General features: G+C 68.4%; 24 protein-coding genes and 1 pseudogene. 15 read left to right on the top strand and 10 right to left on the bottom strand.

Annotated features, from left to right (window positions below):
• Positions 1 to 104: 104 nt before the first annotated feature.
• Genes ON31_RS27145 through ON31_RS27135 form a run of 3 tightly spaced genes read right to left on the bottom strand, consistent with a single transcriptional unit; the run spans position 105 to position 1,904 of the window.
• Positions 105 to 902, bottom strand: coding sequence for a hypothetical protein (locus tag ON31_RS27145; RefSeq protein ID WP_039817645.1), 798 nt, complete (start codon positions 900 to 902; stop codon positions 105 to 107).
• A complete protein-coding gene (locus ON31_RS27140) occupies positions 872 to 1,387 on the bottom strand; it encodes a DUF2505 domain-containing protein (protein WP_029926158.1) in 516 nt (171 codons plus the stop codon). Before ON31_RS27140 ends, ON31_RS27145 begins: the two co-directional genes overlap by 31 nt.
• A gap of 31 nt (positions 1,388 to 1,418) precedes the next feature.
• The gene (locus ON31_RS27135; protein ID WP_039817644.1) at positions 1,419 to 1,904 is read right to left on the bottom strand and encodes a DUF2505 domain-containing protein; all 486 of its coding nucleotides are present in this window, start codon (positions 1,902 to 1,904) and stop codon (positions 1,419 to 1,421) included.
• Between the two features lie 68 nt (positions 1,905 to 1,972).
• Here ON31_RS27135 and ON31_RS27130 point away from each other — a divergent pair, with 68 nt between their 5' ends.
• The 3 genes from ON31_RS27130 (at position 1,973) to ON31_RS27120 (ending at position 5,985) form a co-directional block, all read left to right on the top strand.
• Positions 1,973 to 3,082 (top strand): UDP-N-acetylmuramate dehydrogenase, encoded by a 1,110-nt coding sequence (locus ON31_RS27130; protein WP_081592768.1) that lies wholly within the window; start codon positions 1,973 to 1,975, stop codon positions 3,080 to 3,082.
• 96 nt (positions 3,083 to 3,178) lie between these two features.
• Positions 3,179 to 4,387, top strand: coding sequence for a L,D-transpeptidase (locus tag ON31_RS27125; protein WP_063821577.1), 1,209 nt, complete (start codon positions 3,179 to 3,181; stop codon positions 4,385 to 4,387).
• 68 nt (positions 4,388 to 4,455) lie between these two features.
• The gene (locus ON31_RS27120; protein ID WP_147287006.1) at positions 4,456 to 5,985 is read left to right on the top strand and encodes a phthiocerol/phthiodiolone dimycocerosyl transferase family protein; all 1,530 of its coding nucleotides are present in this window, start codon (positions 4,456 to 4,458) and stop codon (positions 5,983 to 5,985) included.
• Positions 5,986 to 6,215: 230 nt separating this feature from the next.
• Here the strand turns inward: ON31_RS27120 and ON31_RS27115 are convergent, their stop codons facing one another.
• The 4 genes from ON31_RS27115 to ON31_RS27100 form a co-directional block, all read right to left on the bottom strand.
• Positions 6,216 to 7,736 (bottom strand): class I adenylate-forming enzyme family protein, encoded by a 1,521-nt coding sequence (locus ON31_RS27115; protein ID WP_039817640.1) that lies wholly within the window; start codon positions 7,734 to 7,736, stop codon positions 6,216 to 6,218.
• Positions 7,733 to 8,485, bottom strand: coding sequence for a glycosyltransferase family 2 protein (locus tag ON31_RS27110; RefSeq protein ID WP_039817639.1), 753 nt, complete (start codon positions 8,483 to 8,485; stop codon positions 7,733 to 7,735). Before ON31_RS27110 ends, ON31_RS27115 begins: the two co-directional genes overlap by 4 nt.
• 109 nt (positions 8,486 to 8,594) lie before the next feature.
• A complete protein-coding gene (locus ON31_RS27105; RefSeq protein WP_039817638.1) occupies positions 8,595 to 9,479 on the bottom strand; it encodes a beta-ketoacyl-[acyl-carrier-protein] synthase family protein in 885 nt (294 codons plus the stop codon).
• Positions 9,476 to 10,444, bottom strand: coding sequence for a 3-oxoacyl-ACP synthase III family protein (locus tag ON31_RS27100; protein WP_306306431.1), 969 nt, complete (start codon positions 10,442 to 10,444; stop codon positions 9,476 to 9,478). The genes ON31_RS27105 and ON31_RS27100 overlap by 4 nt, the downstream gene beginning before the upstream one ends.
• Before the next feature lie 185 nt (positions 10,445 to 10,629).
• Here ON31_RS27100 and ON31_RS27095 point away from each other — a divergent pair, with 185 nt between their 5' ends.
• Positions 10,630 to 11,841, top strand: coding sequence for a cytochrome P450 (locus tag ON31_RS27095; protein WP_039817636.1), 1,212 nt, complete (start codon positions 10,630 to 10,632; stop codon positions 11,839 to 11,841).
• Positions 11,842 to 11,920: 79 nt separating this feature from the next.
• Positions 11,921 to 12,499: a TetR/AcrR family transcriptional regulator gene (locus tag ON31_RS27090; RefSeq protein ID WP_039817635.1), complete on the top strand. Its 579-nt coding sequence runs from the start codon at positions 11,921 to 11,923 to the stop codon at positions 12,497 to 12,499.
• On the opposite strand, the gene ON31_RS27085 is transcribed toward ON31_RS27090, so the two are convergent.
• Positions 12,483 to 13,064: a DUF3592 domain-containing protein gene (locus ON31_RS27085; protein ID WP_081592766.1), complete on the bottom strand. Its 582-nt coding sequence runs from the start codon at positions 13,062 to 13,064 to the stop codon at positions 12,483 to 12,485. The genes ON31_RS27090 and ON31_RS27085 overlap by 17 nt on opposite strands.
• On the opposite strand from ON31_RS27085, the pseudogene ON31_RS38225 reads away from it, so the two are divergent.
• A pseudogene (locus ON31_RS38225) lies at positions 12,997 to 13,722 on the top strand (FAD-binding protein); the annotation flags it as partial. The gene ON31_RS27085 and the pseudogene ON31_RS38225 overlap by 68 nt on opposite strands.
• Before the next feature lie 246 nt (positions 13,723 to 13,968).
• Positions 13,969 to 14,736 carry a BBE domain-containing protein gene (locus tag ON31_RS38220; protein ID WP_255222274.1) on the top strand — a complete coding sequence of 256 codons (768 nt, stop codon included), beginning with the start codon at positions 13,969 to 13,971 and terminating at the stop codon, positions 14,734 to 14,736.
• Between the two features lie 19 nt (positions 14,737 to 14,755).
• On the opposite strand, the gene ON31_RS27075 is transcribed toward ON31_RS38220, so the two are convergent.
• Positions 14,756 to 15,586, bottom strand: coding sequence for a cyclase family protein (locus tag ON31_RS27075; protein WP_039817632.1), 831 nt, complete (start codon positions 15,584 to 15,586; stop codon positions 14,756 to 14,758).
• Between the two features lie 295 nt (positions 15,587 to 15,881).
• On the opposite strand from ON31_RS27075, the gene ON31_RS34920 reads away from it, so the two are divergent.
• A complete protein-coding gene (locus tag ON31_RS34920) occupies positions 15,882 to 16,286 on the top strand; it encodes a hypothetical protein (RefSeq protein WP_051037798.1) in 405 nt (134 codons plus the stop codon).
• Between the two features lie 161 nt (positions 16,287 to 16,447).
• Here ON31_RS34920 and ON31_RS27065 read toward each other — a convergent pair whose 3' ends face one another.
• Positions 16,448 to 17,185, bottom strand: a complete 738-nt coding sequence (locus ON31_RS27065) for an SDR family NAD(P)-dependent oxidoreductase (protein WP_039817630.1) — start codon at positions 17,183 to 17,185, stop codon at positions 16,448 to 16,450.
• A gap of 75 nt (positions 17,186 to 17,260) precedes the next feature.
• On the opposite strand from ON31_RS27065, the gene ON31_RS27060 reads away from it, so the two are divergent.
• The 7 genes from ON31_RS27060 to ON31_RS27030 all read left to right on the top strand — a co-directional run.
• On the top strand, positions 17,261 to 18,085 hold the full coding sequence (locus ON31_RS27060) for an alpha/beta fold hydrolase (RefSeq protein WP_039817629.1): 825 nt from the start codon (positions 17,261 to 17,263) through the stop codon (positions 18,083 to 18,085).
• A gap of 105 nt (positions 18,086 to 18,190) precedes the next feature.
• Positions 18,191 to 19,540, top strand: coding sequence for a D-inositol-3-phosphate glycosyltransferase (gene mshA / locus ON31_RS27055; protein WP_370450444.1), 1,350 nt, complete (start codon positions 18,191 to 18,193; stop codon positions 19,538 to 19,540).
• Positions 19,537 to 20,070, top strand: a complete 534-nt coding sequence (locus ON31_RS27050) for a type III secretion system chaperone family protein (protein ID WP_228808949.1) — start codon at positions 19,537 to 19,539, stop codon at positions 20,068 to 20,070. Before mshA ends, ON31_RS27050 begins: the two co-directional genes overlap by 4 nt.
• 18 nt (positions 20,071 to 20,088) lie before the next feature.
• Positions 20,089 to 21,006: an ROK family protein gene (locus ON31_RS27045; protein ID WP_039817627.1), complete on the top strand. Its 918-nt coding sequence runs from the start codon at positions 20,089 to 20,091 to the stop codon at positions 21,004 to 21,006.
• Between the two features lie 57 nt (positions 21,007 to 21,063).
• Positions 21,064 to 21,801: a phosphoglyceromutase gene (locus ON31_RS27040; RefSeq protein WP_039817626.1), complete on the top strand. Its 738-nt coding sequence runs from the start codon at positions 21,064 to 21,066 to the stop codon at positions 21,799 to 21,801.
• Positions 21,802 to 22,102: 301 nt separating this feature from the next.
• Positions 22,103 to 24,154 carry a CocE/NonD family hydrolase gene (locus ON31_RS27035; protein ID WP_039817624.1) on the top strand — a complete coding sequence of 684 codons (2,052 nt, stop codon included), beginning with the start codon at positions 22,103 to 22,105 and terminating at the stop codon, positions 24,152 to 24,154.
• 127 nt (positions 24,155 to 24,281) lie between these two features.
• Positions 24,282 to 25,460, top strand: a 1,179-nt coding sequence (locus tag ON31_RS27030) for a CocE/NonD family hydrolase (protein ID WP_039817623.1), incomplete at its 3' end; no start/stop codon positions are given.

Below are 25,460 nucleotides of genomic sequence, written 5' to 3'. Positions count from 1 at the left end.
GGGAGGCAGCCACCCAGCACGGGGGGTTCGCCGCGACCCGCGCGGCGCGACCCGCCCGAGTGTTGATGTCCCGCACGACGGTCGGGCTGCTCGCCGGATTCCACTCACCGCGGCGCGACGGCCGCCCACGGCACCGACAGCACACAGTCGCGCAGCCGCCGCCGGTAGGCCCGCAGCGGAAAGCCCTCCTGCCGCAGCAGATTCGCCGCGTGCCGCCACCGCACCCGCGGCCCGAACACCGCCAGCGGTGCCGCGTGGGCCCAGGCCCGATCGGCGGCGGTCAGCAGCGTGTGGATGCGTTCGCCCGGAACATTGCGGTGGATCAGGACTTTCGGCAGTCGTTCGGCGAGGTCGGAGGGTTTCTCGATATCGAACGGATCCCAGGCGAGGGTCAGTGAGAGCGGTCCGGCGCGGTCGAGCAGCACCCACGCGCACCGCCGCCCGAGTTCGTCGCAGGTGCCGTCCAGCAGCAGCCCGCGGGGCGCGAGATTCCCGAGGATGGTGTCCCAGGCCCCCGGCACCGCCGATTCCGGATACTGCCGCAGCACATTGAAGGCCCGCACCAGATCCGGCCGCAGGCCCGCCAATTCGAAACCCCCGCGCGCGAATTCGACGCCGTCGCGGCCGGGCACCACCCGCTCGGGGTCGATCTCCAACCCCACCACGCGAATATCGGCGCGCACCGTGCGCAGCCGCGCGGCCAATTCCAGCGTCGTGACCGGCATGGCCCCGTAGCCGAGGTCCACGACCAGCGGCCGCGTCGCGGCCAGCAGCCGCCCGGTTACCAGTTCGTCGTGGACCAGCCACCGGTCACCGCGCCGCAACCGGTTGATGCCGGTGGTGCCGCGCGTGATGGTGCCGATGGGCTTGGCTAGTGGACGGGTTTCAGCTCGTCCAGCCACCGCTGTGTCATTTCGGCTTCCGCCCGGAACAGGTCGATCAGGTTCACGAGCAGCAGTTGTTCGAGCTTGGTTCCGAAGAACGGGATGTGCACCTGCGCCCGGGAGGAGATGCGCAGGGTGCAGCCGATCTCGGTGGGGAACAGGTGCAGTTTCCCGCCGAGCGTGCCCGGCCCGTTCGGGATTTCCGCGGTATAGGTGCCGTGCACCTCGGGCCCGAACGGGCCGTAGTGCTCGGTGCGGGTGATGGTCATATCGCCGCGCATGACGGTCTGCGCCATGGGCGGCAGCATGTCGCGCGGCAGCACATGACGCAGCACCACCTCGATTCCGTCGTCGCCCGCCGTCAGGTTCACCACGTCGTTGGGTGAGTATTTCCGCATCTCCTCGATCCGCGCATCCCAGTAGGGGCGGCTGGACAGAGCCGTGTAGACCTCTTCGGTGGTGTGCAGCGGATAGCGGGCGGAGTAGTCGAGTCGGCGGGCCATGAGCGGTGAGGTTACCGGCGGATAGCCGCGGTCAGTGCGAAGACAGCCAATTGTCGGTGAACTCGGCCTCGCGGACCAGCAGGTCGCTCAGGTTCTCCTGGATGGCGGCTTCGATCTTGCGGCCGAAGAGCGGGATCTTGACCTCGATGTTGCCGTCGACCACGTAGGTGGAGCCGGTACCGTCCGCGCTGAGGGTGAGGGTGCCGCTCACCTCGGCGGGCGCGCCGTCGACCCGCGCGGTGAAGGTGCCCGACGAGCCGTTCCAGACCTCGGTCCGCGGAATGACCAGCCCGTCCGGTTTGATCGCGGTGATCTGGGCGGGCAGGTCCGCGGGGGGAATGGTCTGGACGAGCTCCACGTGCACCCGCTCGCCGTCGATGGCGATGGATTCGATGCGCGCGTTGACGCCGCCGACCTGCTCGACGCGGTCCTTCCAATACTGCTCATTGGCGAAGGCCGCGCGTACGGACGCGGCGGAGTGGGCGGAGCGCCCGGTGAAGGCCAGAGGTGTCGCCATGGGGGGACACGCTACCGTCTGTGCCTGTGCGTACTTCTCGGGTGGTGCCGTTCGAGCACCTGCGGGACATGCTGGCGACGACCGGCGCGCGACTGCGCGACGCGGTACCGCTGGCGGAGCTGACGACCCTGCGGGTGGGCGGCCCGGCCCCCGTCGCGGATTGCGCCGGCACGGAGGCGCTGGTGGCGACGGTCCGCGCCCTGGACGCCGCCGACATCCCGGTGCTGCTGGTCGCGGGCGGCTCGAACCTCCTCGTCGCCGACGAAGGATTCCCCGGTGTGGTGGTGCGGATCGCCACCGAGGGCGTGCGAATCCAGGCGGGCACGGACGGTGGGTCCGATACGGCGGGTGGGGGCGATGCGGTGCGCGTGATCGCCGAGGCGGGCGCGAACTGGGATGCCGTGGTCGCCGCGACAGTCGCCGCCGGGTACGGCGGTCTCGAATGCCTGTCCGGCATCCCGGGTTCCGCTGGTGCGACGCCGGTGCAGAACGTCGGTGCGTACGGCGTCGAGGTCGCGAGCCTGCTCACCCGCGTCCAGCTGCTGGATCGGGCGTCCGGGGAGATCGCCTGGGTGCAGCCGTCCGAACTCGGTTTCGGCTATCGCACCTCGGTGCTCAAGCACAGTGATCACGCGGTCGTGCTGGCCGTCGAATTCGCCCTGCGTGCCGACGGTTCCAGCGCACCCCTGCGCTACCGCGAGCTGGCCGCCGCCCTCGGCGCCGAGGAGGGTGAGTCCCGTCCCGCCGCCGACGTCCGCGCGGCGGTGTTGCGGTTGCGCGCGGGCAAGGGCATGGTGCTGGATCCGGCCGATCACGACACCTGGAGCGCGGGCTCGTTCTTCACCAACCCGGTGGTGCCCGCCGCCCGTGTGGACGAGGTGCGTGCGGCGATCGCCGCCCGGGTGGGTCCGGATGTGGCGGTGCCCACCTATCCCGCCCCGGACGGCGTGAAGTTCTCGGCGGGCTGGCTCATCGAGCGCGCGGGTTTCGCGAAGGGATTCCCGGACGAGTCGGCCCCGGCACGGCTGTCCACGAAGCACACCCTGGCCTTGACGAATCGCGGTGCGGCCAAGGCGTCGGATGTGGTCGCGCTGGCCCGCACGGTCCGCGACGGTGTGGCCGAGTGCTTCGGCATCCGCCTGGAACCGGAGCCGGTGACCGTCGGCCTGACCCTCTGACGGGGTGGCGTTCCCCACGGTCCGCGTAGCCCGGAGCACGCCGTATCGAGGGGTAACTTGGCGTAAGTGAGCAATCGAGGAGGATCCGCCAGACGAGTGGCCACGGTGCTGACCGCGTTTCTCGCCGCGGTCGCGCTGCTGGCCGGATGTTCATCGGATAAGGGTGACGGCCCGCAGGCCCCCGCGGGCCCCGTCGCAAAGGTGACAGTCGACCCCGGCGACGGCGCCGACGACGTCAACCCCACCGCACCCGTCTCGGTCTCGGTGGCCGGCGGCCGCATCGACCAGGTGGCCCTGACCAACCCCAACGGCAAACAGGTCACCGGCGAGTTCAATGCCGACCACACGGCGTTCACGGTGACCGAGCCGCTCGGCTATGGCGTCACCTACAGCTGGTCGGGCACCGCCACCGGCACCGACGGCAAGCCGGTGCCGATCGACGCCAAGTTCACCACGCTGCAACCCCAGTCGACGGTGTCGGCGACCATCAATATCGGCGACGGCCAGCAGGTCGGCATCGCCGCGCCGATCATCGTGCAGTTCAGCAGGCATGTCGAGAACAAGGCGGCGGTGGAGCGGGCCATGACGGTCAGCACCGATCCCGGCGTGGAGGGCTCGTGGGCGTGGCTGCCGGACGACAACGGCGGCTCCCGCGCGCACTGGCGTCCGCGCGAGTACTGGACGCCCGGCACCACGGTGGACCTTCAGGCCAAGCTGTATGGCATCGATATGGGCGACGGCGCGTACGGCGCGGCCGATATGAGCTCGAACTTCAGCATCGGCCGCGCCCAGATCGTCAAGGCCGACGCCCCCAGCCACCGCATGCGGGTGGTGCGCGACGGCCAGGTGGTCTTCGATTTCCCGGTGAGCTACGGCGAGGGCAATGAGGACCGCAATGTCACCCGCTCCGGCATCCACGTGGTGACGGAGAAGTACGAGGACTTCATGATGTCGAATCCGCCGTACTACGAGAACGTGCGGGAGCGCTGGGCGGTGCGCATCTCCAACAATGGCGAGTTCATCCACGCGAATCCGGAATCGCTGTCGGCGCAGGGCAATACGAATGTCACCAACGGCTGCATCAATCTGAGCCCGGCGGACGCGCAGGCGTATTTCCCGACCGCGCTCTACGGCGACCCGGTCGAGGTGACCGGCACCCGCATCCAGTTGTCGGCGGCCGACGGCGACATCTACGACTGGACCATCGACTGGAACACCTGGAAGAGCATGTCGGCGTTGCAGGGCGATCCCGCGCCCGCCGTCTCGGCCACTCCGGTGCCGCCCGGCCCGCCGCGCGCCAACTGAGCCCTGGTCGTTCGACCTGCTGATCGCGGGCCCGCCGACTACCGTTGACGCGGTAGTGAGGAGGGCCCGTGATCGTTGCGGGATCGGCGGTAGTACGCCCATTGAGCCCGTCGGAGCGGTGGTTCTGGATCATCGACCGCATCTCGCCGTCCAACTGCATCGGGCGGATCCGGGTGCACGGGCGGATCGCACCGGACCGACTGGAGCGCGCGGCCGCGGCGCTGTTGGCCGAATACCCGCTGCTGCGAGTCGGAGTCGAGCACGGCGCGGCCTTCGCCCCGCGCTTCGTCCCACTGGCCGACCCCCGGCTCCCCGTGCGCCGCGTGGAGACCGACGACCCCGAGCTCTGGCGAGCCGCGGTGGACGCCGAACTGGCGGCACCCTTCGACACCGCGACCGGCTTGGCGCGGGCGGTGGACATCGTGCACGCGGTCGGCACCCCGGCGGAACACCACGACATCCTGCTGACCGTCTCCCACGTACTCCTCGACGGCCGCTCCCTGATCACCCTGCTGCGCAAGCTGATCGACTACGCGGCGGACGGCGGGGCGTGTGAAAACCCGGAACCTGACCCCGCGACTTCCGAGTCCGCGTCAACCGAGTCCGCGTCGACCGAGCCTGGAGCCCACAGCGCCGGTGCGGCCGGACCCGTTGCGCCGGGAGCGGCGTCGAGCGGCGTCTCGCCCACCGCGGCGGAATCCGGCCCCGCATGGCGTGGTCACTCACCCCCGGCACCCGCCACCGGATCTTCCGTGACATGGCATCCGACTACTTCGCGTCCACCGTTTCCTCCGGCCGACAACCTCATTCCGCCTGCGGCACGGGGGATCTGGCGGTACCTGTTCACAACCCTCGCGGATCAGGTGGTGGCGCTCGTGCGCCGCCCGCGGTTGCTGACCGGCGCCGGACCCGTGCCGTTGCCGGATCGACGGACCCGGACGGTGCGCCGGGTGCTGGAGGCGCGGCGGCTCGCCGCGCTGACGGCGGAGTGCCGCGCCGCCGGAGTGACGGTGCACGGGGCACTGGTCGGCGCGGTGGCGCACGCCATCGGGCACACGATGCGCCCCCAGCGCAGCGGCTGCACGGGCATCGCCTCCCCGGTGGACTTCCGGCAGCAGCTGACCCCCGTCCCGTCCGCCGACGAACTCGGTATCTACGCACCGGTTCTCACCACGTTCGTGCCCTTCGGCCCGCGTCGCTCGCTCTGGTCGGCGGCGCGTTCGGTGAACCGCCAACTCGACCGCAAGGTTCGCCAGCGTCGGCACCTCGCCACGGTCGCCGGGATGCGCTACGGCACCCCGAAGTCTCTCGAATCCGGCTGGCGCGTGGTGAAACTCATCGACCGCCGGGCCCCGTGGAATGTCTCGGTGACCAACCTCGGCCGCGTCGACCTCCCGCCCGCGCCGGGGGAGTGGCGCACCTGCGGCCTGTCCGTCGCCGCGGGCAACTCCTGCGTCAGCGCCCTCACCGTCGCCGTGGCCACCGCGCACGACGAAATGAGTCTCGAGTTCTGCTACGTGGACGGCGTGCTGTCCCCGGAGTCGGCCGAACGCTTCGCCGACCTGGTGCTTACGACCCTGGCCGACTGGGTGGGGTAGCCAAGCCGCACCGCGACTTTCGCACCGGGCCGTAGCCCCGGTGCGGTGGCCCGGATCGCGGCGGCCCATGTGCGGCGGGCGCCGGTCCGTTTGCGCGGACGCGCCGGGAGACCGGCCGGGGCGGAGCTGTGCCGCCACCGTCCTCGTGCGTCCGGTGTGGTCGGCGCGCCCCCGCATCGGCGCGCCGTGTGTATCTGCCCGCTACGCCCAGCGGCGTCATGCTCGCGGTGTCACCCGCGCAGCAGCGCGCGCAGTGCCGCGCGGTCGGGCTTGCGGGTGCGCCCGCCCACCGGGATCTCGTCGACCATCACGATTTCGTCGGGCAGCGCGGACGTGTCGATCAGCCGGGGCAGTTCGCGCGCGAGCCGCTCCCGCACCGCCGTCGCGTCCCCGTCCGCCACCACGGCGAGCAGGATCCGCTCGTCCCCGATCTCGTCGGGCAGTCCGACCATGATCGCCTGCCGCACGCCGCGCACCCGCGCGATCACGGGTTCGTACAGTCCGGGATAGATATTGGTCTTTCCTCGGATCATCATGTCCTTCTTGCGGCCGACCAGCACGATGGTGTCGCCGTCCATGCGCGCGAGATCGCCGGTGCGGACCTCTGTCAGCGGTGGTTCGCCGAGGTAGCCGCGGCACAGGTTGGGTCCGGACAGGATCAGCTCACCGTCGTCGGCCACCCGTGCGTCCACACCGCTGACCGGTGCGCCCAGCGGATCGCCCGCACCGTCGTAGGCCAGCTTGGCCGTCCCGGTGGTGACCGCCACCGGCAGGATCTCGGTCATGCCGTAGATGGCGAGGAATTCGCAGCCGGGCAGCGCGGCGCGTGCCCGGCGCAGCAGCGCGGTGGTCACCGGTGCCCCACCGAGCGACACCTCCCGCAGCGTGGGTGCCGCCAGCGTTCCGGATTCGATGGCGGTGAGCGCCACCGCCAAATCGGCGGGCGTGAAGAAGGCGTGCGTCGCCGCATCCAGCCCACGGGTGAATTCGATCGGGTCGATATGCGTGCCGAAGCGCGGATAGCGCGGCAGCGACCAGTGCGCCCCCGCCATGAGCGCGGGCAAACCCATCATCAGCTGTTCGGTGTGCAGATGCGCCCCCGGCCCGAGGCTGGACCGCCCCGCCATGGCCGCCAGCCCGGCCCCGAGCGAACCACGGGTGTGCACAACGGCTTTGGGGTCATCGGTGGTGCCCGAGGTGAAGACGATCAGCGCATCGGTGTCGGGATCCAGCCGCCGTGCCGAATCGCTCGCACCGGGGCGCAGCAGCCGTCGCAGCGGCAGTGACGCCCCCGGCGTCCCCGGCAACCGCGGGCCGCTGTGGATATGCCGCACCCGCAGCCGTCCGAAGGCGGGCAGCTCCAGCCCTCGCGCCCGCCCGATCCGGCGCAGCGGTCCGCTCAGCAGGTGGAGCAGGGATTCGGTTGCCGCCCAGGTGGGTTGGACGATATCCAGCCGTCGCGCGAACAACTCCGGCCCCACACCCGGATCGACGAAGACGATGGTTCCCCCGGCCGCGATGGTGCCGAAGATGAGCGCCACCGCGTCTACGCAGGGGCGGATGGAGAACAGCATCCGGTCGCCGGGACGAAACCCATTGGCGTGCAACCGCTCCGCTACGCCTCCGATGAGTGCGTCGAGTTCGCCGTAGCTGAGCGGCCGGGCGCCGACCATGCCCAGCGCCGGGGCGTCGGGGTGCCGTCGCGCCCGCTCCCGCAGCAGCTCGAGGAAATCGCGAGGACCGTCGCTCACCGAATGTCCACCAGCTCCGGCTTGTACCGGTGATCGGCGTACCAGGCGAGCGTTTTGCGGATACCCCACGCCCGCACCCGCCGGTTGGAGCCGAAAACCCGGACATCCCTGCGCAATCCGTACTCGGTGGTAATCATCCGCACGGAGTTGACCAGCGCCCGATCCTCGTGCAGCTCCTCGATGGCCGTGCGCGGAAATCCACCCGCCGCCTCGTACAGCTCGGCGGTGATGGCCATATTGCAGCCGGGCGTCATCACGTACGGCCCGAGGTAGCGCGGGTCCTGATTCCCGGGCCGGAACTTGCCGAAGGCGGACGCCACCTCCAGTGCGAAGCGGATGACATTGCGGTCGGCCCAGCTCACCCCCTCGTCGGTGCGGGGTATGAGTTGCCCGCTGATCAGCCGCAGCCCGGAGTCGAAGCCCGCGTGGATGCGTGCGGTCCAGTCGGAGGCCGGTATGCAGTCGGCGTCCGTGCGGGCCAGCCGCGTGGCTCCCGAGGCGATGGCGTGCCGCATGCCGGTGTCGGCCGCGGCTCCGGTGCCCTTCTGGGATTCGTCGATGATCTCGATGCGCATGTCCGGGTGCGCGGCGGCGAAGTCCTTCACCACCGACGCGGTGCCGTCGGTGGAGTTGTTGTCCACCACGACCAGCGTGAAGTCGCGGTCGCGCTGGGCGGCGAGCGCGTCCAGGGTGGCCCCGATGCCGTATTCCTCGTTGTAGGCGGGCACGATCACCCAGAGTTTGCTCATGACCCCTCCCGTGGTCCGGCGACGGCGCCCCGATGCGGAACGCACTCAGGGGCGAAATCGCGTGCCGTCCGGTCGGTGTTATCCGTGCTGACCCGCATGGTCGCGCATCTCACCCCAGCCGATAGGTGATGGCGGCGGCGGTCGGCCCCGCACCCGCCGCCACGAACAGCACGGCCTGCTGGCCGTCGAGCATGCCGTCCTCGCGCGCGGCCAGGTAGCCGACCGGCAGCGCGGAGGTGTGTGCGTCGCCCTCGGTGCTGTCCGCGCAGAGGGCTCCGGTGGGCAGGCCGAGTCGTTCGGCGAGCAGTTCCGGGAAGTCGGGGGTGGGCCGCCCGCACACCAGCACGGTGCGGGTGATGTCGATATCGTCGACCTCCACCGCGGCCAGCGCCGCTTCCACGGCGTGCTGGAGCAGTGCGTCCACGGTGGTCGCCGTGCGGTCGACGACGATGGTGGAGCGTCCGGTGGTGCCCATGCGCGGCAGGTTCACGAATCCCACCGGTTGCGGCCGCTCCTCCGTCGCCCCGACGTGCAGACTGCCGAATCCCGCCCGGCCGTCCGATTTCTCGAGCAGCAGCGCCGCCCCGACCGGCGTGATCGGGAATCCGTCGACGGGTTCGGCGGATCCGGACGGATGCGCGTCGCCGGAGACGATCAGCACCCGCCGCACCGCCGCCGATTCCACCAGCGCCTGACTCACCTGCACGGCGTTGAGCACCCCGCAGGCCCCGTTCATGAGGTCGAAGCTCAGGCACGGCACATCCCCGCTGGCGTACTCCAGTCCGATGCCCACCTGCTGCTGGATCAGCGCCGACATGGCCGGTTCCACCATATTGGCGTCCCGATAGACGCCCACATTGATGAGCGCGTCGATGTGGTCGGGCGTGGTCCCGGCCCGATCGATGGCCTGTTTCGCGGCCAGCGCCGCCTGCTCGATGGAGCCGCCGCGGCCCGAGACCGCGGCCACCGAGGAGATCACGATGCCCATGGTCATCCCACCCGCAGTTCGCCGAGGGTCACCGACAGGAACCCCGCCACCACACCGGAGGCGGCGGGCACCATCAGCACCTTCGCGCCGCCGGTGAGCCGTCCCTGTTTCAGCGCGTCGTGCAGCACCACGAAATGTGATGTGGACGCGGTATTTCCATATTTGTCGAGGACCAACAATCCGGGTGGCATGGCGGCGTCGAATTCCCGTTCGGCGATCTTGTTGATCAATTCCACGGCGGGGCCGCTGAATTGGTGGTGGATCAGATAGTCGTAGCCCTCGGCGCCGAAGCCGCTGTCGCGTTCGCGCAGGAAATCCTGCTGCCGAGTGGTCCACAGCAAATATCTGGCTTCGTTGTGCATGGCTCGGTTGTCGGTGTACAGCGCGATTCCGGGGCTCCGATCGCTGGGCATCCCGAGGCACAGGCCCGCGAAGGCGGCGCTGGTATTGAGTTCGATGTATTCGATGCCCTCGTCGGCCCCGCCGTCGGCGTCGAGCACCACCGCCGCGCCCGCGTCGCCGACGGTGAGCGAGGCGAACTGCGGATCGTACTTCTCCGACATCTCCCGCACGGCGGTATCGGCGATGGGGGTGATGTTCTCGCCGGACACCACCAGTCCGCGCCGCGCGATCCCGGCCCGAATCATCCTGTCCAACACCAGCACTCCGGTCAGCATGCCCGCGCAGGCATTGGAGACGTCGAAGTGCACGGCCCGGTGCGCGCCCAGCTCGTTGCGCAGCATGAGCGCGAAGGAGGGTTCGAGGGTGAAGTCGCCGTCGCGGATGCGGGTGATCGAACAGGAGATGATCACATCCAGATCCGCGGCGTCGTAGCGGGAATTCGCGAGCGCGTCGCGTGCGGCGTCGGCCGCGAGGGTGAACGAGTCCTCATTCGCACCGGCCGTGCGGCGGGCGCGCACGCCGCTCACCCGTTCCAGGTCGATGGGGTTGTCGATGGTCAGCTGCCGCATAAGCTCTGCGGTAGTCACTTCGTTGTCGGGCAGTGTCGATCCCACCGCTTCGATGCGCGATCTCACCATGTTCGGCTCCAGACAGTGATCGGTTGCGGGCGACCGTAGCAGTGTGTGTATTTCGGTTTTGAAAAATTCTCAGGTCAGATGTGTGATGTGAACGACATTGCACCGCGGGAGGATCGATGTTGGATACCGCCAAGCGCCACGAATTGGCTCTGCTCGCCGCCGGTCAGCCCTGGCTGCCCGCGCTGCTGCTCGCCGGCCGGCTGGCCCGCCCCATCCGCAAGGTGCCCAAGCTCGGCTGGTTCGTGGCGGATCCGGCGGTGGCCCGGCAGATCTACAACGATCACGCGCACTTCAGCATCGTCTCCGAGGGAGCCGCCGGGCACTGGTGGGCGCAGGTGATCGGCGACTGGGTGGAGGATCTCTTCGAGGGGCCCGGCCACACCGAGTTGCGCGACAAGGTCCGCGACCTCTTCACCGCCAGGCACACCGAAGACCTGGTCGAACGGGTGATCGGCCCGGCCCTGCGGGAGCTCGGGACGGACCTGGCCGCCGGTCGCACGGTCGATATCGCCGAACGCGCTCGGGTGCTGGTGGGCCGCAGCGTCTCCGATCTGGTCGGTATGGGACCGGCCGACATCACCGCCCTGTTCACCGACGGCACCCTCGACGGCGATGCCGACGAGCCGTTCCGGGTGCTGTTCGAACATGTCGAGGAACTGGTGAATCTCGGCATCGGCACCATGGCGTCAACCACCCTTGATCCGGTAGCGCTGGACCGCGCCCGCACCCTGGCCGCCAAGCTGTCCGCCTCGGTCCCCGCCGCCTACGAGCGCGCCGACGGCAATACCACCCTGGGCCGCTGCCGGGAGCTGGGTCTGCCGGTCGAACACGCCTCGGGGCTGGCCATTCTCATGGCGGTGGCGGGTACGGACACCCTGGCCAGCGCCATGGGCCGAATGGTCGCGCTGCTGCACGACAGCGGCGAGCAGCACGCCCTGCTGGCCGCGCCGGACCGAGTGCCCGATGCGGTGCGTGAAACCCTGCGCGTCACCAGTCCCGCCTACCTGGTGGGCCGTTCGGTCACCGCCGATGTGGAGGTCGCCGGGCGTCGCCTCGTCGCGGGCGAGCATGTCAAGATCCTGACCTGGTCGATCAACAATGCCGTCGGCGATTTCCGGGTGCACCGCGACTATGTCCCCGCAACCCGTCAGCTCTGGTTCGGCGGCGGTCGGCACCTGTGCCTCGGCGCACAGCTGGTGCACTCCGAGCTGTCGGCCCTGCTGCGCGCTCTCACCGCCGCCGGACGTCCCTTCGAGATCGTCGAAAGACGTTATCGCCGAAAGGTATTCATCCCCACGTACGAAACCCTGCGCATCCGCCTGACCTGAACACCAACTACCGCTCCGCATGTTGTACTCTGACTGTAGTGTTTTAATCCGGAGTGCATTTCGAACGGAGTGATGCCAGGTGGTGCGCACCAATCCCGAACGTCGACAGGCGCTGCTGGACGGCGCGATCGAGGTCCTGGCCCGTGACGGCGCCCGCGGCCTCACCTTCCGTGCCGTCGACAAGGAGGCGGCGGTCCCGGCGGGCACCGCCTCCAACTACTTCACCAACCGCGACGACCTGCTCGTTCAGGTCGGCCACCGCTACTACGAGCGTCTGATACCCAGCGACGAGACCATGGCCAAGCTCACCCAGGCCCCGCGCACGCGGGAAACCATCACCGAGCTCATGACCGAAGTGGTCGACCGCATCACCAACTTCCGCACCGGCTATATCGCCCAGTTGGAACTGCGCCTGGAATCCACCCGCCGCCCCGAACTCCAGGCCCTGCTCACCGAGCGGGTGCGCGCCGATATCGACTTCAATATCCGCAACCATCTCGATTCCGGTATGCCCGGCGACGAGGACACGGTGCTCCTGCTCTACCTCGCCCTCAACTGGCTCATTCTCGAACGCCTCACCCTCCCCGGCATTTTCAGCGAGCAACGGGCGCGCGAACTGGTCGCCGTCGCGGTGGACCGGGCTATCGGCAACGACTGAATTCCTCGGGAATCAACCGGAACAGCCACCACGGCCGAGCGGGCAGCTCCGGGGTGTAGAGCCGCACCGCCATTCGGCTCACCCGCCGACTGCGCACATCCCGGATGCACAGCCTAAGGTGGAGCACCACATGGCCAAGTGGGCGGTGGCCTGGATGCTCCGGGAGTCGGGGCGACAATCCGACCGCGCGGCGGGAGAACAGAATAGGGGACTCGCAAAGGTAGAAGAGGCTGAGGAAGCCTGCGTCGAGTAGGGCGTGGTTGGGGTGCTGGGGGTCGTAGCGGACGGTGACGGCGTCGCCGTGTGTGTGGCCCCGAGACGTCACGGAGACTCCGCCTTCGATGCGGATGCGCTTGCCGCTTGTCGTGGTGAATTCGACCAGTAGGGACTTGCCGCTTCGGCTCGCGCTGCCTGCGAAGCCGACCACGGTTCCCTGTGCGGTGGACGATTCGGCGAGGAACAGTGCGCGGTTTCCGGCGGAAGCGGCGGCGAGTGCTATGAGGATCGTGCCGGCGAGTGTGCATAGCAGTGTGAGGACTCTGTGGCCGGTTGTGGATTGCTGCACGGGGGCACTGTCTGGGCGTGATGTGGGTGCCGTGTCGGTGCGGCGGGGTAGTGGGCTTGACGCTACTGTCCCGGGTGACCGTGTGGAAGTCGCCTGGAGGGAGAGGTTCGTGTCGGTTTCTCGTCGGCGGTTTCTTGCTGCGTCTGCTGTTGGTACCGCTGTTGGGGCGCTGGGGGTTTCGGTGGCTCGGGCTGGGGAGCCCGGGGTGGTCGGGGTGGGGGATGCCGAGTACGGGCGGTTGGTGGGGCGGGGGTATAACCGGCGGTTCACTGCTCGGCCGGAGAGGATATTCGTGCCGAGTGGTGGTGATGAGGTGCGGGTTGCGGTTGAGCGGGCGGTCGATGAGGGGTTGCGGGTGGCCGTGCGGTCGGGTGGGCATGGGTTCGAGGACTTTGTGGATAACCTGGGGACGCAGGGGATTATCGACTTGGGGCGGGTGCGGGACGTCTATTGGGATGCGGAGCATCGGGCGTTTTCGGTGGGTGCCGGTGCTGATTTGGGGGATGTCTACGAGCGGTTGCTCGGGGGCTGGGGTGTGACGGTGCCCGCGGGGATCTGTCAGGGGGTCGGGGCCGGTGGGCATATTGCCGGGGGTGGGTATGGGCCGTTGTCTCGGCGGTTCGGGCTGGTGTCGGATCACCTGTACGGGGTGGAGGTTGTCACCGTGGATTCGAGTGGGCGGGCTTCCGTCACCGTGGCGACTCGGGACGGGGCACACAGCGATCTGTGGTGGGCTCATACCGGCGGGGGCGGTGGGAATTTCGGGGTGGTGACGCGGTATTTGATGCGGTCGGCGGATGCTGATGGGGGAGACGCCAGGCGGGCGTTGCCGATGGCTCCGGGGAGCATGGTGACTACGCGGATCGTGTTGCCGATTGCGACCGAGGAGTCGTTCGTTCGGTTCGTGGGGAACTATCTCGCGTTCTTCGAGGAGCATCGGGAGCCGGGGGATCGGTTCGCGGGGTTGTATGCGCCGCTGCATTTGAAGCCGGGGCTGGTGGGGTCGGATGTGCTGGTATTGCTCGATGGGGATCGGGCGGATGCGGGGGCGATGTTCGATGAGTTCGTGGCGGCGTTGTCAGCGGGGGTGATGCCGGGGCCGGTGGTGGTGCCGGTGACGCGGGCCTCGTATGCGGAGACGCTGGCGAATATCTATTACGCCAAGGGGATGCCGGGGTTTCGGGTGAAGGCGCGGTCGGGGTATCTGCGGCGGGCGTACTCGGAGGAGCAACTGCGGGTGCTGTACCGGTATCTCAGCGATGTGCGGTATCTCGGGGAATCGCAGGTGGAATTCCTGCCGGTCGGTGGGGCTGTCAATGCGGTGGCGGCGGATGCGACGGCTACTCCGGCGCGGGACTCGTTCATGAAAATGCTGATTCACGCCGCGTGGCGCTCGCCGGGGGATGACGAGCGGTTCGTCGCGTGGGCGCGGGAGATGTATCGGGAGCTGTACGTGGAGACCGGTGGGGTGCCGGTGCGGGATGCGGCCAACGGGGGTGCGTACATCAACTATCCGGATACGGATCTGGCGGATCCGTACTGGAACACGTCGGGGGTGCCCTGGTACACGCTCTACTACGGCGACAACTATGAGAGGTTGCGGCGGATCAAGGCCGAGTGGGATCCGAATACGGTATTCCGGCACGGTCTTTCACTGGACCGGCCCGCCTGACGAAGCGGAACGGCGCGAATCAGGTCAGCGCCAGCACCCGGCATGGGCCGCCGGTGCCGCCCGCGTGTTTGGGTGCGCCGATGACCACGGTCGCGCCGGACACCGGCACCCGGGCCAGGTTCGCGAGCATTTCGACGCCGTAGCGTCCCGCGCCGAGAAAGGCCGTGTGCGCGCCGAATTCACGGCTCGCGCCAGGATCCAGGCTCAGGGTGTCGACGCCCGCGCCGACTATGGAGCGCTCGGTCACCAGGAATTCTGCTGCGGCGGTGTCGAATCCGGGCGCGTGCGGGCGGCCTTCGGCATCCAGGTTCAGGAACGCGCCGGGTGTGGCGAGCCGGTGCTCCCAGCCGGAGTGCATCGCGATGAAGGCGCGGTCGGGAAGGCGGCCGTGACGCGACTCCCATTCCTCGATATCGGAAATCGTGAGCACCGCATCGGGGTCCGTCGAAGCCTTCGACTCGATATCGACGACCACCAGGGGAGCGACCAGGTCGTCGGCGGGGATTCGGTCCACGGCCGCCGCGTCGCGCATCCGGTGCAGGGGAGCGTCGATATGGGTGCCCGTATGTTCCCAGAAAGCCAGCGCGTTCTGACCGAATCCGCCGTGGTCGTGCCATGCCACGGGCACCGAGATGAATGGCGGATTGCCGGGCCAGACGGGGAGTTCCGGCGTCAGCACATGCGTCAGATCGACCACGCGGCCCGAGATATTCGGAGCCGCCTGGACGGAGCCGATCGCGGAAACCGCGGCCAGTGCTCCCGCACTCGCGGCACCGAGCCAAGCCCGCCTGCTGAGCCGAGGGTTGTCGGCCGCCTCGTGAGCGGCGCGGACAATCCGCGGTGAGCACATACGTCCTTCTCTCAGGCGGGTGGAACATTCGATACGCACCATTGCACTTCCGCCGGACCGTTATTCGCCAGATCGAACAAATGAGATCTTCGTCATACTAGCGTGGTGCGACTTGGTGTGAATGTCCATTTGCCGTGCAGGGCAGAGGGTTTCGGTTGATCTATTCGACCGATCGGTCTTCACCGCGTTGAACTGGAACGGGTTTGAACTTGTCGGACCCTTCGGATAGAAGTTGGACGTTCAATTCAAACCGAGGCATTTCGCACTCGGAGTCGGGGAGAAACGGGGTTAGGACATGGTCCGTCGGGCTTTCAAGAATGCCGGTCGCAAGGCTGTTATCGGGGCGGTCGCGGTGAGCGCGATTTTCGCCGGAGCCGGGGTGGCGTCGGCTGAGACGGCTGTGCCGGAGCCGGTTGCCGTGCAGCAGATTTCGGGTGGAATTCCGCTCGAGATCGCCACCGATCCGAATGCGCAGAACTCCGATCCGCTGGCCAATGGCGCGGCCGCCGGTGCGGCCGCCGGTGCAGTGGGTTCGGCCGCCACGAATGCCGCCGCCTGCCTGCTGGTGCCCGGTGCGGGTAGCGTCGCCGCGCCCGCCTGCGCACTCGCCGGTGCCGTGCACGGCGCGATGACCGGCACCATTATCGGCCTGCTGGTGGGCGCGGTGTCGCCGCAGTCGGTGCCGCAGGTGCTGCCCTGATCGAGTGAATTCCGACGTGCCTGACGAGGCGCGGCCGGAACAGAGCGTGGAATCCGCACGCGCCTGACGAGGCGGCGGCGGATCGAAACGGAGCCCGGAATCGACGAACGATTCCGGGCTCTTTCGCGTTCGGGCCCTTTCGTGTTCCGGGCGGTCGAGTGTCAGGAACGGCGCGCGAAACGGCCCGCCTCGGCCTGATCCCGCGGCTTGACGATGATCTGGTCCAGATTCACATGCGGCGGGCGCGAGGCCACGAAGCCGACGATTTCCGCGATGTCCTGGGCGACAAGGGGATCGATGCCCCGATAGACACCGGCGGCCCGGTCCTCGTCACCATCGAAGCGCACCAGGGAGAATTCGGTTTCCACCGCGCCCGGCGCGATTTCGGTGAGCCGGACCGGCTGGCCGAGCAGTTCGCCGCGCAAGGTGCGGTGCAATACCGCCTGCGCGTGCTTGGCCGAGGTGTAGCCGGAACCATTGTCGTAAGCCTGGAACGCCGCCACCGAGGTAATGGTGACGATCAGGCCGTCACCCGAGGCGATGAGTTTCGGCAGCAGCGCCTTCGTCATGCGCAGCGTGCCCAGCACATTCGTTTCCCACATCCAGCGCCAGTCGTCGAGATCCGCGTCCGCGACGGTCGCCAAACCCTTCGCCCCACCGGCATTGTTGACCAGCACATCCACGGAGTCGACCGCCTCGGTGAAGGCGCGTACCGAGTCCTCGTCGGTGACGTCCAGGGGCAGGGCGGTGCCGCCGATCTCCGCGGCCAGTTTCTCCAGCCGATCGACGCGGCGGGCGCCCACGTACACGTGGTAGCCCTGTTTGGCGAGTTCGCGGGCGGTGGCCTCCCCGATGCCCGAGCTGGCTCCGGTGACGACGGCGGTGCGAGTGCTGCTCATAGTGCGAGCTTAAGCCGCACCCATCCGGAACATTCCGGTCGGTAGCTCCACTCGGAAAGGTTTAGCCTGACGGGTATGGCGATTCGTGAAGTGGTGAGCGCGGACGGGACGACCATCGTGTACCGGGCGGAGGGGCCGGACGACGCGCGGCCGCTGGTGCTGCTGCACGGATGGGCCGGAAACCTGCGCTGCTGGGGGCGCGCCGGTGACCTGCTGGCGCAGCGGTACCGGGTGATCGCCGTGGACCTGCGCGGGCACGGGTACTCCGGCGCGCCGGAGAGCGGCTACGACAACCCGAAGAACTGGGCCGCCGACGTGGCCGCGGTACTGGCGGGCGAGGGCATCGAGCGGGACGCGGTGCTGCTCGGCTGGTCCTACGGCGGCATCGTGCAGACCGACTACGTCGCCACCTACGGCACCGGCGCGGTCGCGGGCCTGATCTACACGGGGTCACTGGCCGGAATCGGTCGCGGCGTCCCGGGAGCCGAACCCGGCCCGGCCATGCAGAAGGCCATCCCGGACGTGTTCGAGGACAGCGCCGGGCGCGCCATGCGCGGCTTCGCCGCCTTCGGCAATGCCAACACCGGACCCGGCCGGGACAAGGGCGAGGACGCGCAGCGTCTGTTCGGCGGCAGCCTGGCGACACTGCCGCGGGTCCGCAAGGCCCTGTTCTACCGCACCACCGACAACACCGACACCCTGCGCACCCTCGACATCCCGGTCTTCGTCATGCACGGCACCGCCGACCCGGTGGTGCCGATCGAGAGCGGCCGCTATATCGCGGAGACCGCCCCGCACGTGCGCACCTCCTACTGGGACGACGCGCAGCACGGGTTGTTCGTGGAGGATCCGGAGCGGTTCGCCGCCGAGGTCACCGAGTTCGTCGAAGGTCTCGCGTAGCCGATTTCGGTCAACCACCCTTCTCGAATTACCTTGTGACCCCGGTCACTTGGTGGGGTAACTCATGTACGACCCCTCCTCCCGCGCGTGCACACTGGGTGAGTGGTGAGTCAACGTAGCGACCTACGGCCGAATCGGGTTGCCGTCCTGTCGGTGCATACCTCGCCACTCGCCCAACCCGGCACCGGTGACGCCGGGGGCATGAACGTCTACGTCCTGCAAACCGCCATCGAGCTGGCCAAACGCGGCACCGAGGTGGAGATCTTCACCCGCGCCACCTCCTCCAACGACGAGCCCGCGGTCGAGGCCGCGCCGGGCGTACTGGTGCGCCATGTGGTCGCCGGACCGTTCGAGGGGCTCGACAAGCACGACCTGCCCACACAGCTGTGCCCGTTCGCGGCCGAGGTGCTGCGGACCGAGGCGCGGCACCAGCCCGGGCACTACGACCTCATCCACTCGCACTACTGGCTGTCCGGCCAGGTCGGCTGGCTGACGCGGGACCGCTGGCGGGTGCCCATGGTGCACACCGCGCACACCCTTGCCGCCGTGAAGAACCTGCACCTGGCCGAGGGCGACTGCCCGGAACCGGCCGCCCGGGAGATCGGCGAGAAGCAGATCGTCGCCGAGGCCGACCGCCTGGTCGCCAACACCGGCGCGGAAGCCCGCGAACTCGTGCAGCTCTACGGTGCGGAACCCGAGCGCATCGACGTGGTGCTGCCGGGCGCGGACCTCACTCGCTACCGCCCCGGCGACCGCACCGCCGCCCGCATCGAACTCGGCCTGCCGCTCGACGAGCGCATCGTCGCCTTCGTCGGCCGTATCCAGCCCCTCAAGGCCCCCGACGTGCTGGTGCGCGCCGCCGCCCGCGTCCTCGCCGACGATCCGGAAACCCCGCTGCGCGTCCTGATCGTGGGCGGACCCTCCGGTACCGGCCTGGAACGCCCGGACGCCCTCATGGACCTGGCCGCCGACCTGGGCATCGCCGACCGCGTCACCTTCCTGCCGCCGCAGCCCCCGCACCGGCTGGTGCAGGTGTACCGGGCCGCCGACCTGGTGGCCGTCCCCAGCTACAACGAATCGTTCGGCCTGGTCGCCATCGAGGCGCAGGCCAGCGGCACCCCGGTACTCGCGGCCGAGGTGGGCGGCCTCGGCACCGCCGTACGCGACGGCGTCTCCGGCCTGCTCGTCCCCGGCCACCGCACCGACGACTGGGCGGCGGCGCTGCGCTCGCTGTTCGACACCCCCGCCCGCCTGCGCGAGATGGGCACGGCGGCGGTCGAACACGCCGCCAACTTCTCCTGGGCGCACACCGCCGATGGTCTGCTGAACAGTTACTCCGCCGCCCTGGCCGGATTCCGCGACACCCGTACGCGCAGGAGTACGGTGGCGACGGAGAGCAATCAGGCCAGATCGCGGGCGCTGTGGCGGCGCCGGATGGGAGCAGTTCGTCGATGAGCGACCCGAACCTGCCGACCGCGCAGATGACCGAGACCGCGCTCGCCACGGCCCGGCTCATCGACGACACGCTGCGCGATCGCGAGATCGAATACTCGCGCGAGCGCGAGGACATGTTCGTCGCGGTGCTGCCGGGTGAACGCAAGCTCAAGACCAATGTCATCGTCACCGTCGGCAATCACGGCGTGCGGATGGAGACCTTCGTCTGCCGTAAGCCGGACGAAAACCACGAGGGCGTCTACAAATTCATGCTGCGGCGCAACCGCCGCCTCTACGGCGTGGCCTACACCCTCGACAATCTGGGCGATATCTACCTGGTCGGCCGGATGGCCACACATGCCGTCACCCCCGACGAACTCGACCGCTGGTTCGGGCAGATCCTCGAGGCCGTCGACGCCGACTTCAATGTGCTGCTCGAACTGGGCTTCGCGGAATCCATTCGCCGGGAATGGAAATGGCGCGTCTCGCGCGGGGAGTCGCTGAAGAACCTGCGCGCCTTCGAACATCTCGTCGACACCGAACAGTCCTGAACCGTAGGGTCGCCGATCATGGTGATGCTGGCGCTCGATATCGGGGCGACGAAATTCGCTGCCGGAACGGTTGATTCGGATGGGGTCGTCACGGATGTGCGGCGGATTCCGGTACCGCGCGCCGAGGTGTGGGAAGCCTGCCGGGAACTGCTGACCAGCGTGGCCGGGGACGCCGAGGTGACCGCCGTCGGCATCGGCGCGGCCGGACCCGTGGACGTGCGCACCGGCACCACCGGCCCGCTCAATATCCCCGAATGGGTGCACGGGTTCGAACTCGAGCAGGCCGTCCGGAAGCTGTTCCCGGACGCCATTATCCGTTTCGCCATCGACGGCGTCTGCCTGGTGCTGGCCGAACAGCGTTTCGGCGCGGCGCGCGGCATTCCGAACGTGCTGGCGCTGACCGTCTCCTCCGGGATCGGCGGCGGCGTCATCAGCAATGGCCGAGTCGTGTTCGGCCGCACCGGAAACGCCGGACACATCGGCCACATCATCGTGCCGGGCAGTGACGAGCCCTGTGCCTGTGGCGGTTTCGGCTGCGTGGAGGCCGTGGCCAGCGGGCCGTCCTCGGTGCGGTGGGCGCGCCGCCAGGGCTGGACCGGCAGCACCGGCATCGAACTGTCCACCGCCGCGCGGGCTGGCGACGAGATCGCCATCGCCGCACTGCGTCGCGCGGGCACCGCACTGGGGATCGCCATCTCCTCCGCCGCCGCGCTGCTCGACACCGACCTGGTGGTCGTGGGCGGCGGTTTCGCGCAATCCGGTGAACACCTCTGGCGGTCGCTGCGGGACACCGTCGCCGCCCACGCCCGCCTCACCTTCACCTGCGGTCTGCACGTACTGCCCTCGGAACTCACCGATCAGGCCACTCTCGCGGGCGCGGGCCTACTCGCCTACGACGCCGCCGAGGACGCCCCGGGCAACTGCCTGTCGTTCTGACAGGGGAGCTCCCAGGGTCTCGATTGCGAACGAATCCGCACGTGGGAGGATGGCCCCATGACGTACACCCTGGTACTGCTGCGCCACGGCGAGAGCGAATGGAATGCCCTGAATCTGTTCACCGGCTGGGTGGACGTGCGCTTGACCGACAAGGGTGTGGCCGAGGGCAAGCGCGCCGGTGAACTGCTGGCCGAGCAGGGCATCCTGCCGGATGTCGTCTACACCTCGCTGCTGCGGCGCGCCATCTCCACCGCCAACAACGCCCTGGACGCCTGCGACCGGCACTGGATTCCGGTCATCCGCGACTGGCGGCTCAACGAGCGCCACTACGGTGCGTTGCAGGGCAAGAACAAGGCGGAGATCAAGGAGCAGTACGGCAACGAGCAGTTCATGCTCTGGCGTCGCAGCTACGACACCCCGCCGCCGCCCATCGAGCCGGGCAGCGAGTACAGCCAGGACGGCGATCCGCGCTACGACGGCATCGAGGTGCCGCTGACCGAATGCCTGAAGGATGTCGTGGCGCGCATGGTGCCCTACTGGGAGGACACCATTTCGAAGGACCTCCTCGCCGGTAAGACGGTTCTGGTCGCCGCGCACGGCAATTCGCTGCGTGCCCTGGTGAAGCATCTGGACGGCATCTCCGACGAGGACATCGCGGGGCTGAACATTCCCACCGGCATTCCGCTCAAGTACGAACTGGACGAGAATCTGCGTCCGGTCGGCCCGGCCGTGTACCTGGATCCGGAGGCCGCGGCCGCCGGTGCCGCCGCGGTGGCGAACCAGGGCGCGAAGTAGGACGGTTCGGCTGGCGATCGCTGCCGGATTTTCGACGCGTTGTGACCGAATTATTCGGTCGCAACGCGTTTTTCGTTGCCCGAGGTATTGTGAAACGCTATTGGTGCAGGTCAGGGGCAAGTGAGGGCGTGTGGCGTAAATCTCACTACGGCGGCGTAAGGTATTTGCGCCTCGACCTCGGGAATCTATAAACCGCAGAAATTCCCGTTTTATCGAGTAACCGTAACCGGGGTTTGCAACTTACTTGTCGGTAGATAAACTGCCTCGCGTTCGACCCACGTCGAGAGGTAGATCACGTTCAATGAAGCACGCGCTACGGGCCACGGTGGCAGCGGTCGCCACCGCGGTCCTGGTTCCTCTTACCGGGATCCCCGCCGCCGCGGCTCCCACGCCCACCGGTCCGGACGGCGGCGCCGCCGGAGCCGCCTGGACCGCGCAACACGATGCGGGACAGCAGTATCCGAACGTCTTCATCGAATGGGACGTGCCCATCACGATGAGCGACGGCACCGTCCTCAAGGGCAATGTCTACCGCCCGGCCGATGCCTCGGGGCGGCCCATCGGCGAGCCGACGCCGACCGTCGTCAACCTGACGCCCTACACCAAGCTGGTGTCGAACCTCGGTGATCACGCCGCGTCCATTCCGGGCCTGTCCGACGCCCTGCTCGGCTTCTTCCGGCAGATCAATCTGTCCGGCACCCCGATCTCCGGACTCGGCGACCTGATCAATGCCGCGGGCAACGGTCAGATCCGCAACTTCACCGTGGACCGCCAGCTCATCAAGTCCGGCTACTCGCAGGTCGTCGTGGACGTGCGCGGAACCGGGTTCTCCCAGGGTGAATGGGATATGCTGCGCGATCGCGAGCAGCAGGACACGGTCGAGGTCATCGACTGGGCGTCCAAGCAGCCGTGGTCCAACGGCCGCATCGGCATGAACGGCATCTCCTACTCGGGCATCAACCAGGTGCAGGCCGCGGAGAAGCGGCCGCCCGCGCTCCAGGCGATCTTCCCCATCGTGCCCGGCAGCGACCTCGTCGACGATGTGCTCGCCCCCGGCGGCGGCTTCGGCTTCAACTTCATTCCGCTGTGGCTGTCGGCCATCAACGGCCTCAAGTGGGTGCCGGACCTGGCCTCGATCGCCAACGGGCGCTTCGACGAACAGTGGCTGCGGGACCGGATCAACGACCCGTTCACCTACCTGGACGTGCTGATCTCCGCCTACACCAGCCAGCGCATGGAGGATCTCGACCCGCGCGTGGTGAACATGCTCGACGACACCACTCCGGAACGCCGTGCGTGGCTGGGCAATCCGAGCGACATCCAGGTGCCGACCTTCGTCTACGGCGGCTGGCACGACCTGTTCACCTACTCGGAATCCAAGATCTACAACGAGATTCCGCTGCCGCCGGGCCAGAAGCAGTTGATGATGGGCAACACCTACCACATCACCTCCGGTGCGGAGACCTCCCGTCCGGGACAGCCGCCGCGTCTGGACGTGCTGCAGCGCGCCTGGTTCGACAAGTGGCTCAAGGGCATCGACAACGGCATCGACGCCTACGGTCCGGTGACCCTCAAGCAGCAGGGCGGCGGCTGGATCACCCAGGGCGGCTTCGGCGAGTCCGCACCCGCCGAGCAGCGGGCCGAACATCGGCGCATGTACCTGTCGTCGCAGATCAGCGGTACCGCCAACAGTGTCCACGACGGTTCGCTCACCGGCGGCCCCAATGGCGACACCGCACGCCTGACCGTGTCCCCGGGGTTGACCACCATCTGCTCCAACGACGCCGCACAGGCCACCGCGGGCTTCCTGTCCATCATCGACGGCTGCGCCAAGGACTCCCGCATCGCGGAGACCAACGCGCTGACCTTCACCAGCGCGCCGGTACTCGAGGCCACCACCATCTCGGGTCCGATCGCCCTGCATCTGAACACGGTGCAGGATTCGGTCGACGGCTACTGGACGGTCACCGTCAACGACGTCGCCCCCGACGGCACCTCCACGGTGCTGACCTCGGGCCAGCTCATGGCCTCGCTGCGGCAGGTCGACGAATCCCGCAGCAGCCGTTCGGCCAATGGCGACTACACCGATCCGCGTGCCTACACCTCGCTCAGCAAGCGGGAACTGGCGGTGCCCGGCGAGGTGACCACCCTCGATATCGCGCTCTCGGCCACCGAGGCGGTGCTCCAGCCCGGACACCGGCTGCGCGTCTCCGTCTTCGCGGCCAACTTCCCGAAGGGCCTGCCGATTCTGCCGATGCTCATCGACACCGGCCTGCTGCCGCAGCACGTGCAGCTGGACCCGAATCGTCCGAGCTTCGTCAATATTCCGGTCCGCGGAAACTCCGGTTGGTGATTCGCGCCGACCGGGTGTGAAAGATCCGGGTGTGCACAATGGGGTGCGCACCCGGATTGCTTTGTGCGGTTTCACGAAAGCAACCAAAACCTCATCCGTCTCAGACGGTCTGGCTTAGCATCGGTTCGTGCTCAAGTACGCAACAGCGTTTCTGGCTGCCCTGGCACTGCTTCCGTTCGCGTCGCCCACCGCCGCGGCGGCACCCGCCGCCACTGGCCCGGACGGTGGCGCGGCGGGCGCGGCCTGGACCCACGCCAATGACGGGCCACATCCGTATCCGAACGTCTACATCGAATGGGACGTGCCCATCACGATGAGCGACGGCACGGTGCTGAAGGCCAACGTCTACCATCCGGCTGACGCCTCCGGGCAGCCCATCGCCGAGCCGACGCCGACCATCGTGAACTTCACGCCGTACACGAAACTCGGCTCGATGATCGCGGATTCGGCATTCTCCATTCCGGGGCTCTCCGATCTGATCGTGGAACTGGCGCGCGGCATCGACCTCACGGGCACACCCTTCTCCGGACTCACCGACCTCACCAAGGCGCTCGGCGGCGGACTGATCCGCACCTTCACCGTGGACCGCGACCTGATCAGGTCCGGGTACACGCAGGTCGTCGTGGACGTGCGCGGAACCGGCTTCTCCCAGGGGATCTGGGATCTGCTCGGGCCGCGCGAACAGCAGGACACCGTCGAAACCATCGACTGGGCCTCGAAACAGCCGTGGTCCACCGGGGATATCGGCATGACCGGCGTCAGCTACTCCGGGCTCAATCAGTTGCAGGCCGCGGCCGAGAACCCGCCCGCGCTGAAAGCCATCTTCCCGGTGGTGCCGTCGCGCAACCCTTTCCGTGATCTCGTGGCCCCCGGCGGCGCGGTCGGCGTCGCGTTCATGCCGATGTGGCTGGCCGGGGTGAACGGCGGCAAGCTGGTACCCGACCTGACGGCGCTGGCGCAGGGGCGCTTCGATATGAAGTGGCTCGCCGACCGGCTGGCCGATCCGTTCACCTTCGTGGACGCACTGCTAGAGGTGTTCCTCCAGCCCGATATCGACGCACTGAGCCCGAAGATCCGGCAACTGCTGGACAGCGGCAGCCCCATGCGGCAGGCGTGGGAGACCGACCCGGAAGCCATCACCGTGCCCACCTTCATCACCGGCGGCTGGCACGATGTCTTCGTCGCCTCGCAGGCCGACGTGTACCGGCGAATCCCGTTGCCGCCCGGGCAGAAACAGCTGCTCTCCGGCGACGGCTACCACATCTCCAATGGCAACGAATCCGGGCTGCCGGGGCTGCCGCCGCGC

The organism is Nocardia otitidiscaviarum NBRC 14405 (genome assembly GCF_000308635.1).
Lineage (GTDB): Bacteria > Actinomycetota > Actinomycetes > Mycobacteriales > Mycobacteriaceae > Nocardia > Nocardia otitidiscaviarum.
This window is presented reverse-complemented; position numbering and strand designations above follow the sequence as displayed.

What these genes read in the sequence shown, in the direction of transcription:
- ON31_RS27140 (WP_029926158.1), bottom strand. Translation starts at nt 1,387, where the DNA reads ATGGCCCGCCGACTCGACTACTCCGCCCGCTATCCGCTGCACACCACC.
- ON31_RS27135 (WP_039817644.1), bottom strand. Translation starts at nt 1,904, where the DNA reads ATGGCGACACCTCTGGCCTTCACCGGGCGCTCCGCCCACTCCGCCGCG.
- ON31_RS27130 (WP_081592768.1), top strand. Translation starts at nt 1,973, where the DNA reads ATGCTGGCGACGACCGGCGCGCGACTGCGCGACGCGGTACCGCTGGCG.
- ON31_RS27110 (WP_039817639.1), bottom strand. Translation starts at nt 8,485, where the DNA reads ATGAGCAAACTCTGGGTGATCGTGCCCGCCTACAACGAGGAATACGGC.
- ON31_RS27105 (WP_039817638.1), bottom strand. Translation starts at nt 9,479, where the DNA reads ATGACCATGGGCATCGTGATCTCCTCGGTGGCCGCGGTCTCGGGCCGC.
- ON31_RS27100 (WP_306306431.1), bottom strand. Translation starts at nt 10,444, where the DNA reads ATGCGGCAGCTGACCATCGACAACCCCATCGACCTGGAACGGGTGAGC.
- ON31_RS27095 (WP_039817636.1), top strand. Translation starts at nt 10,630, where the DNA reads ATGTTGGATACCGCCAAGCGCCACGAATTGGCTCTGCTCGCCGCCGGT.
- ON31_RS27075 (WP_039817632.1), bottom strand. Translation starts at nt 15,586, where the DNA reads ATGTGCTCACCGCGGATTGTCCGCGCCGCTCACGAGGCGGCCGACAAC.
- ON31_RS34920 (WP_051037798.1), top strand. Translation starts at nt 15,882, where the DNA reads ATGGTCCGTCGGGCTTTCAAGAATGCCGGTCGCAAGGCTGTTATCGGG.
- ON31_RS27065 (WP_039817630.1), bottom strand. Translation starts at nt 17,185, where the DNA reads ATGAGCAGCACTCGCACCGCCGTCGTCACCGGAGCCAGCTCGGGCATC.
- ON31_RS27060 (WP_039817629.1), top strand. Translation starts at nt 17,261, where the DNA reads ATGGCGATTCGTGAAGTGGTGAGCGCGGACGGGACGACCATCGTGTAC.
- ON31_RS27050 (WP_228808949.1), top strand. Translation starts at nt 19,537, where the DNA reads ATGAGCGACCCGAACCTGCCGACCGCGCAGATGACCGAGACCGCGCTC.
- ON31_RS27045 (WP_039817627.1), top strand. Translation starts at nt 20,089, where the DNA reads ATGGTGATGCTGGCGCTCGATATCGGGGCGACGAAATTCGCTGCCGGA.
- ON31_RS27040 (WP_039817626.1), top strand. Translation starts at nt 21,064, where the DNA reads ATGACGTACACCCTGGTACTGCTGCGCCACGGCGAGAGCGAATGGAAT.
- ON31_RS27035 (WP_039817624.1), top strand. Translation starts at nt 22,103, where the DNA reads ATGAAGCACGCGCTACGGGCCACGGTGGCAGCGGTCGCCACCGCGGTC.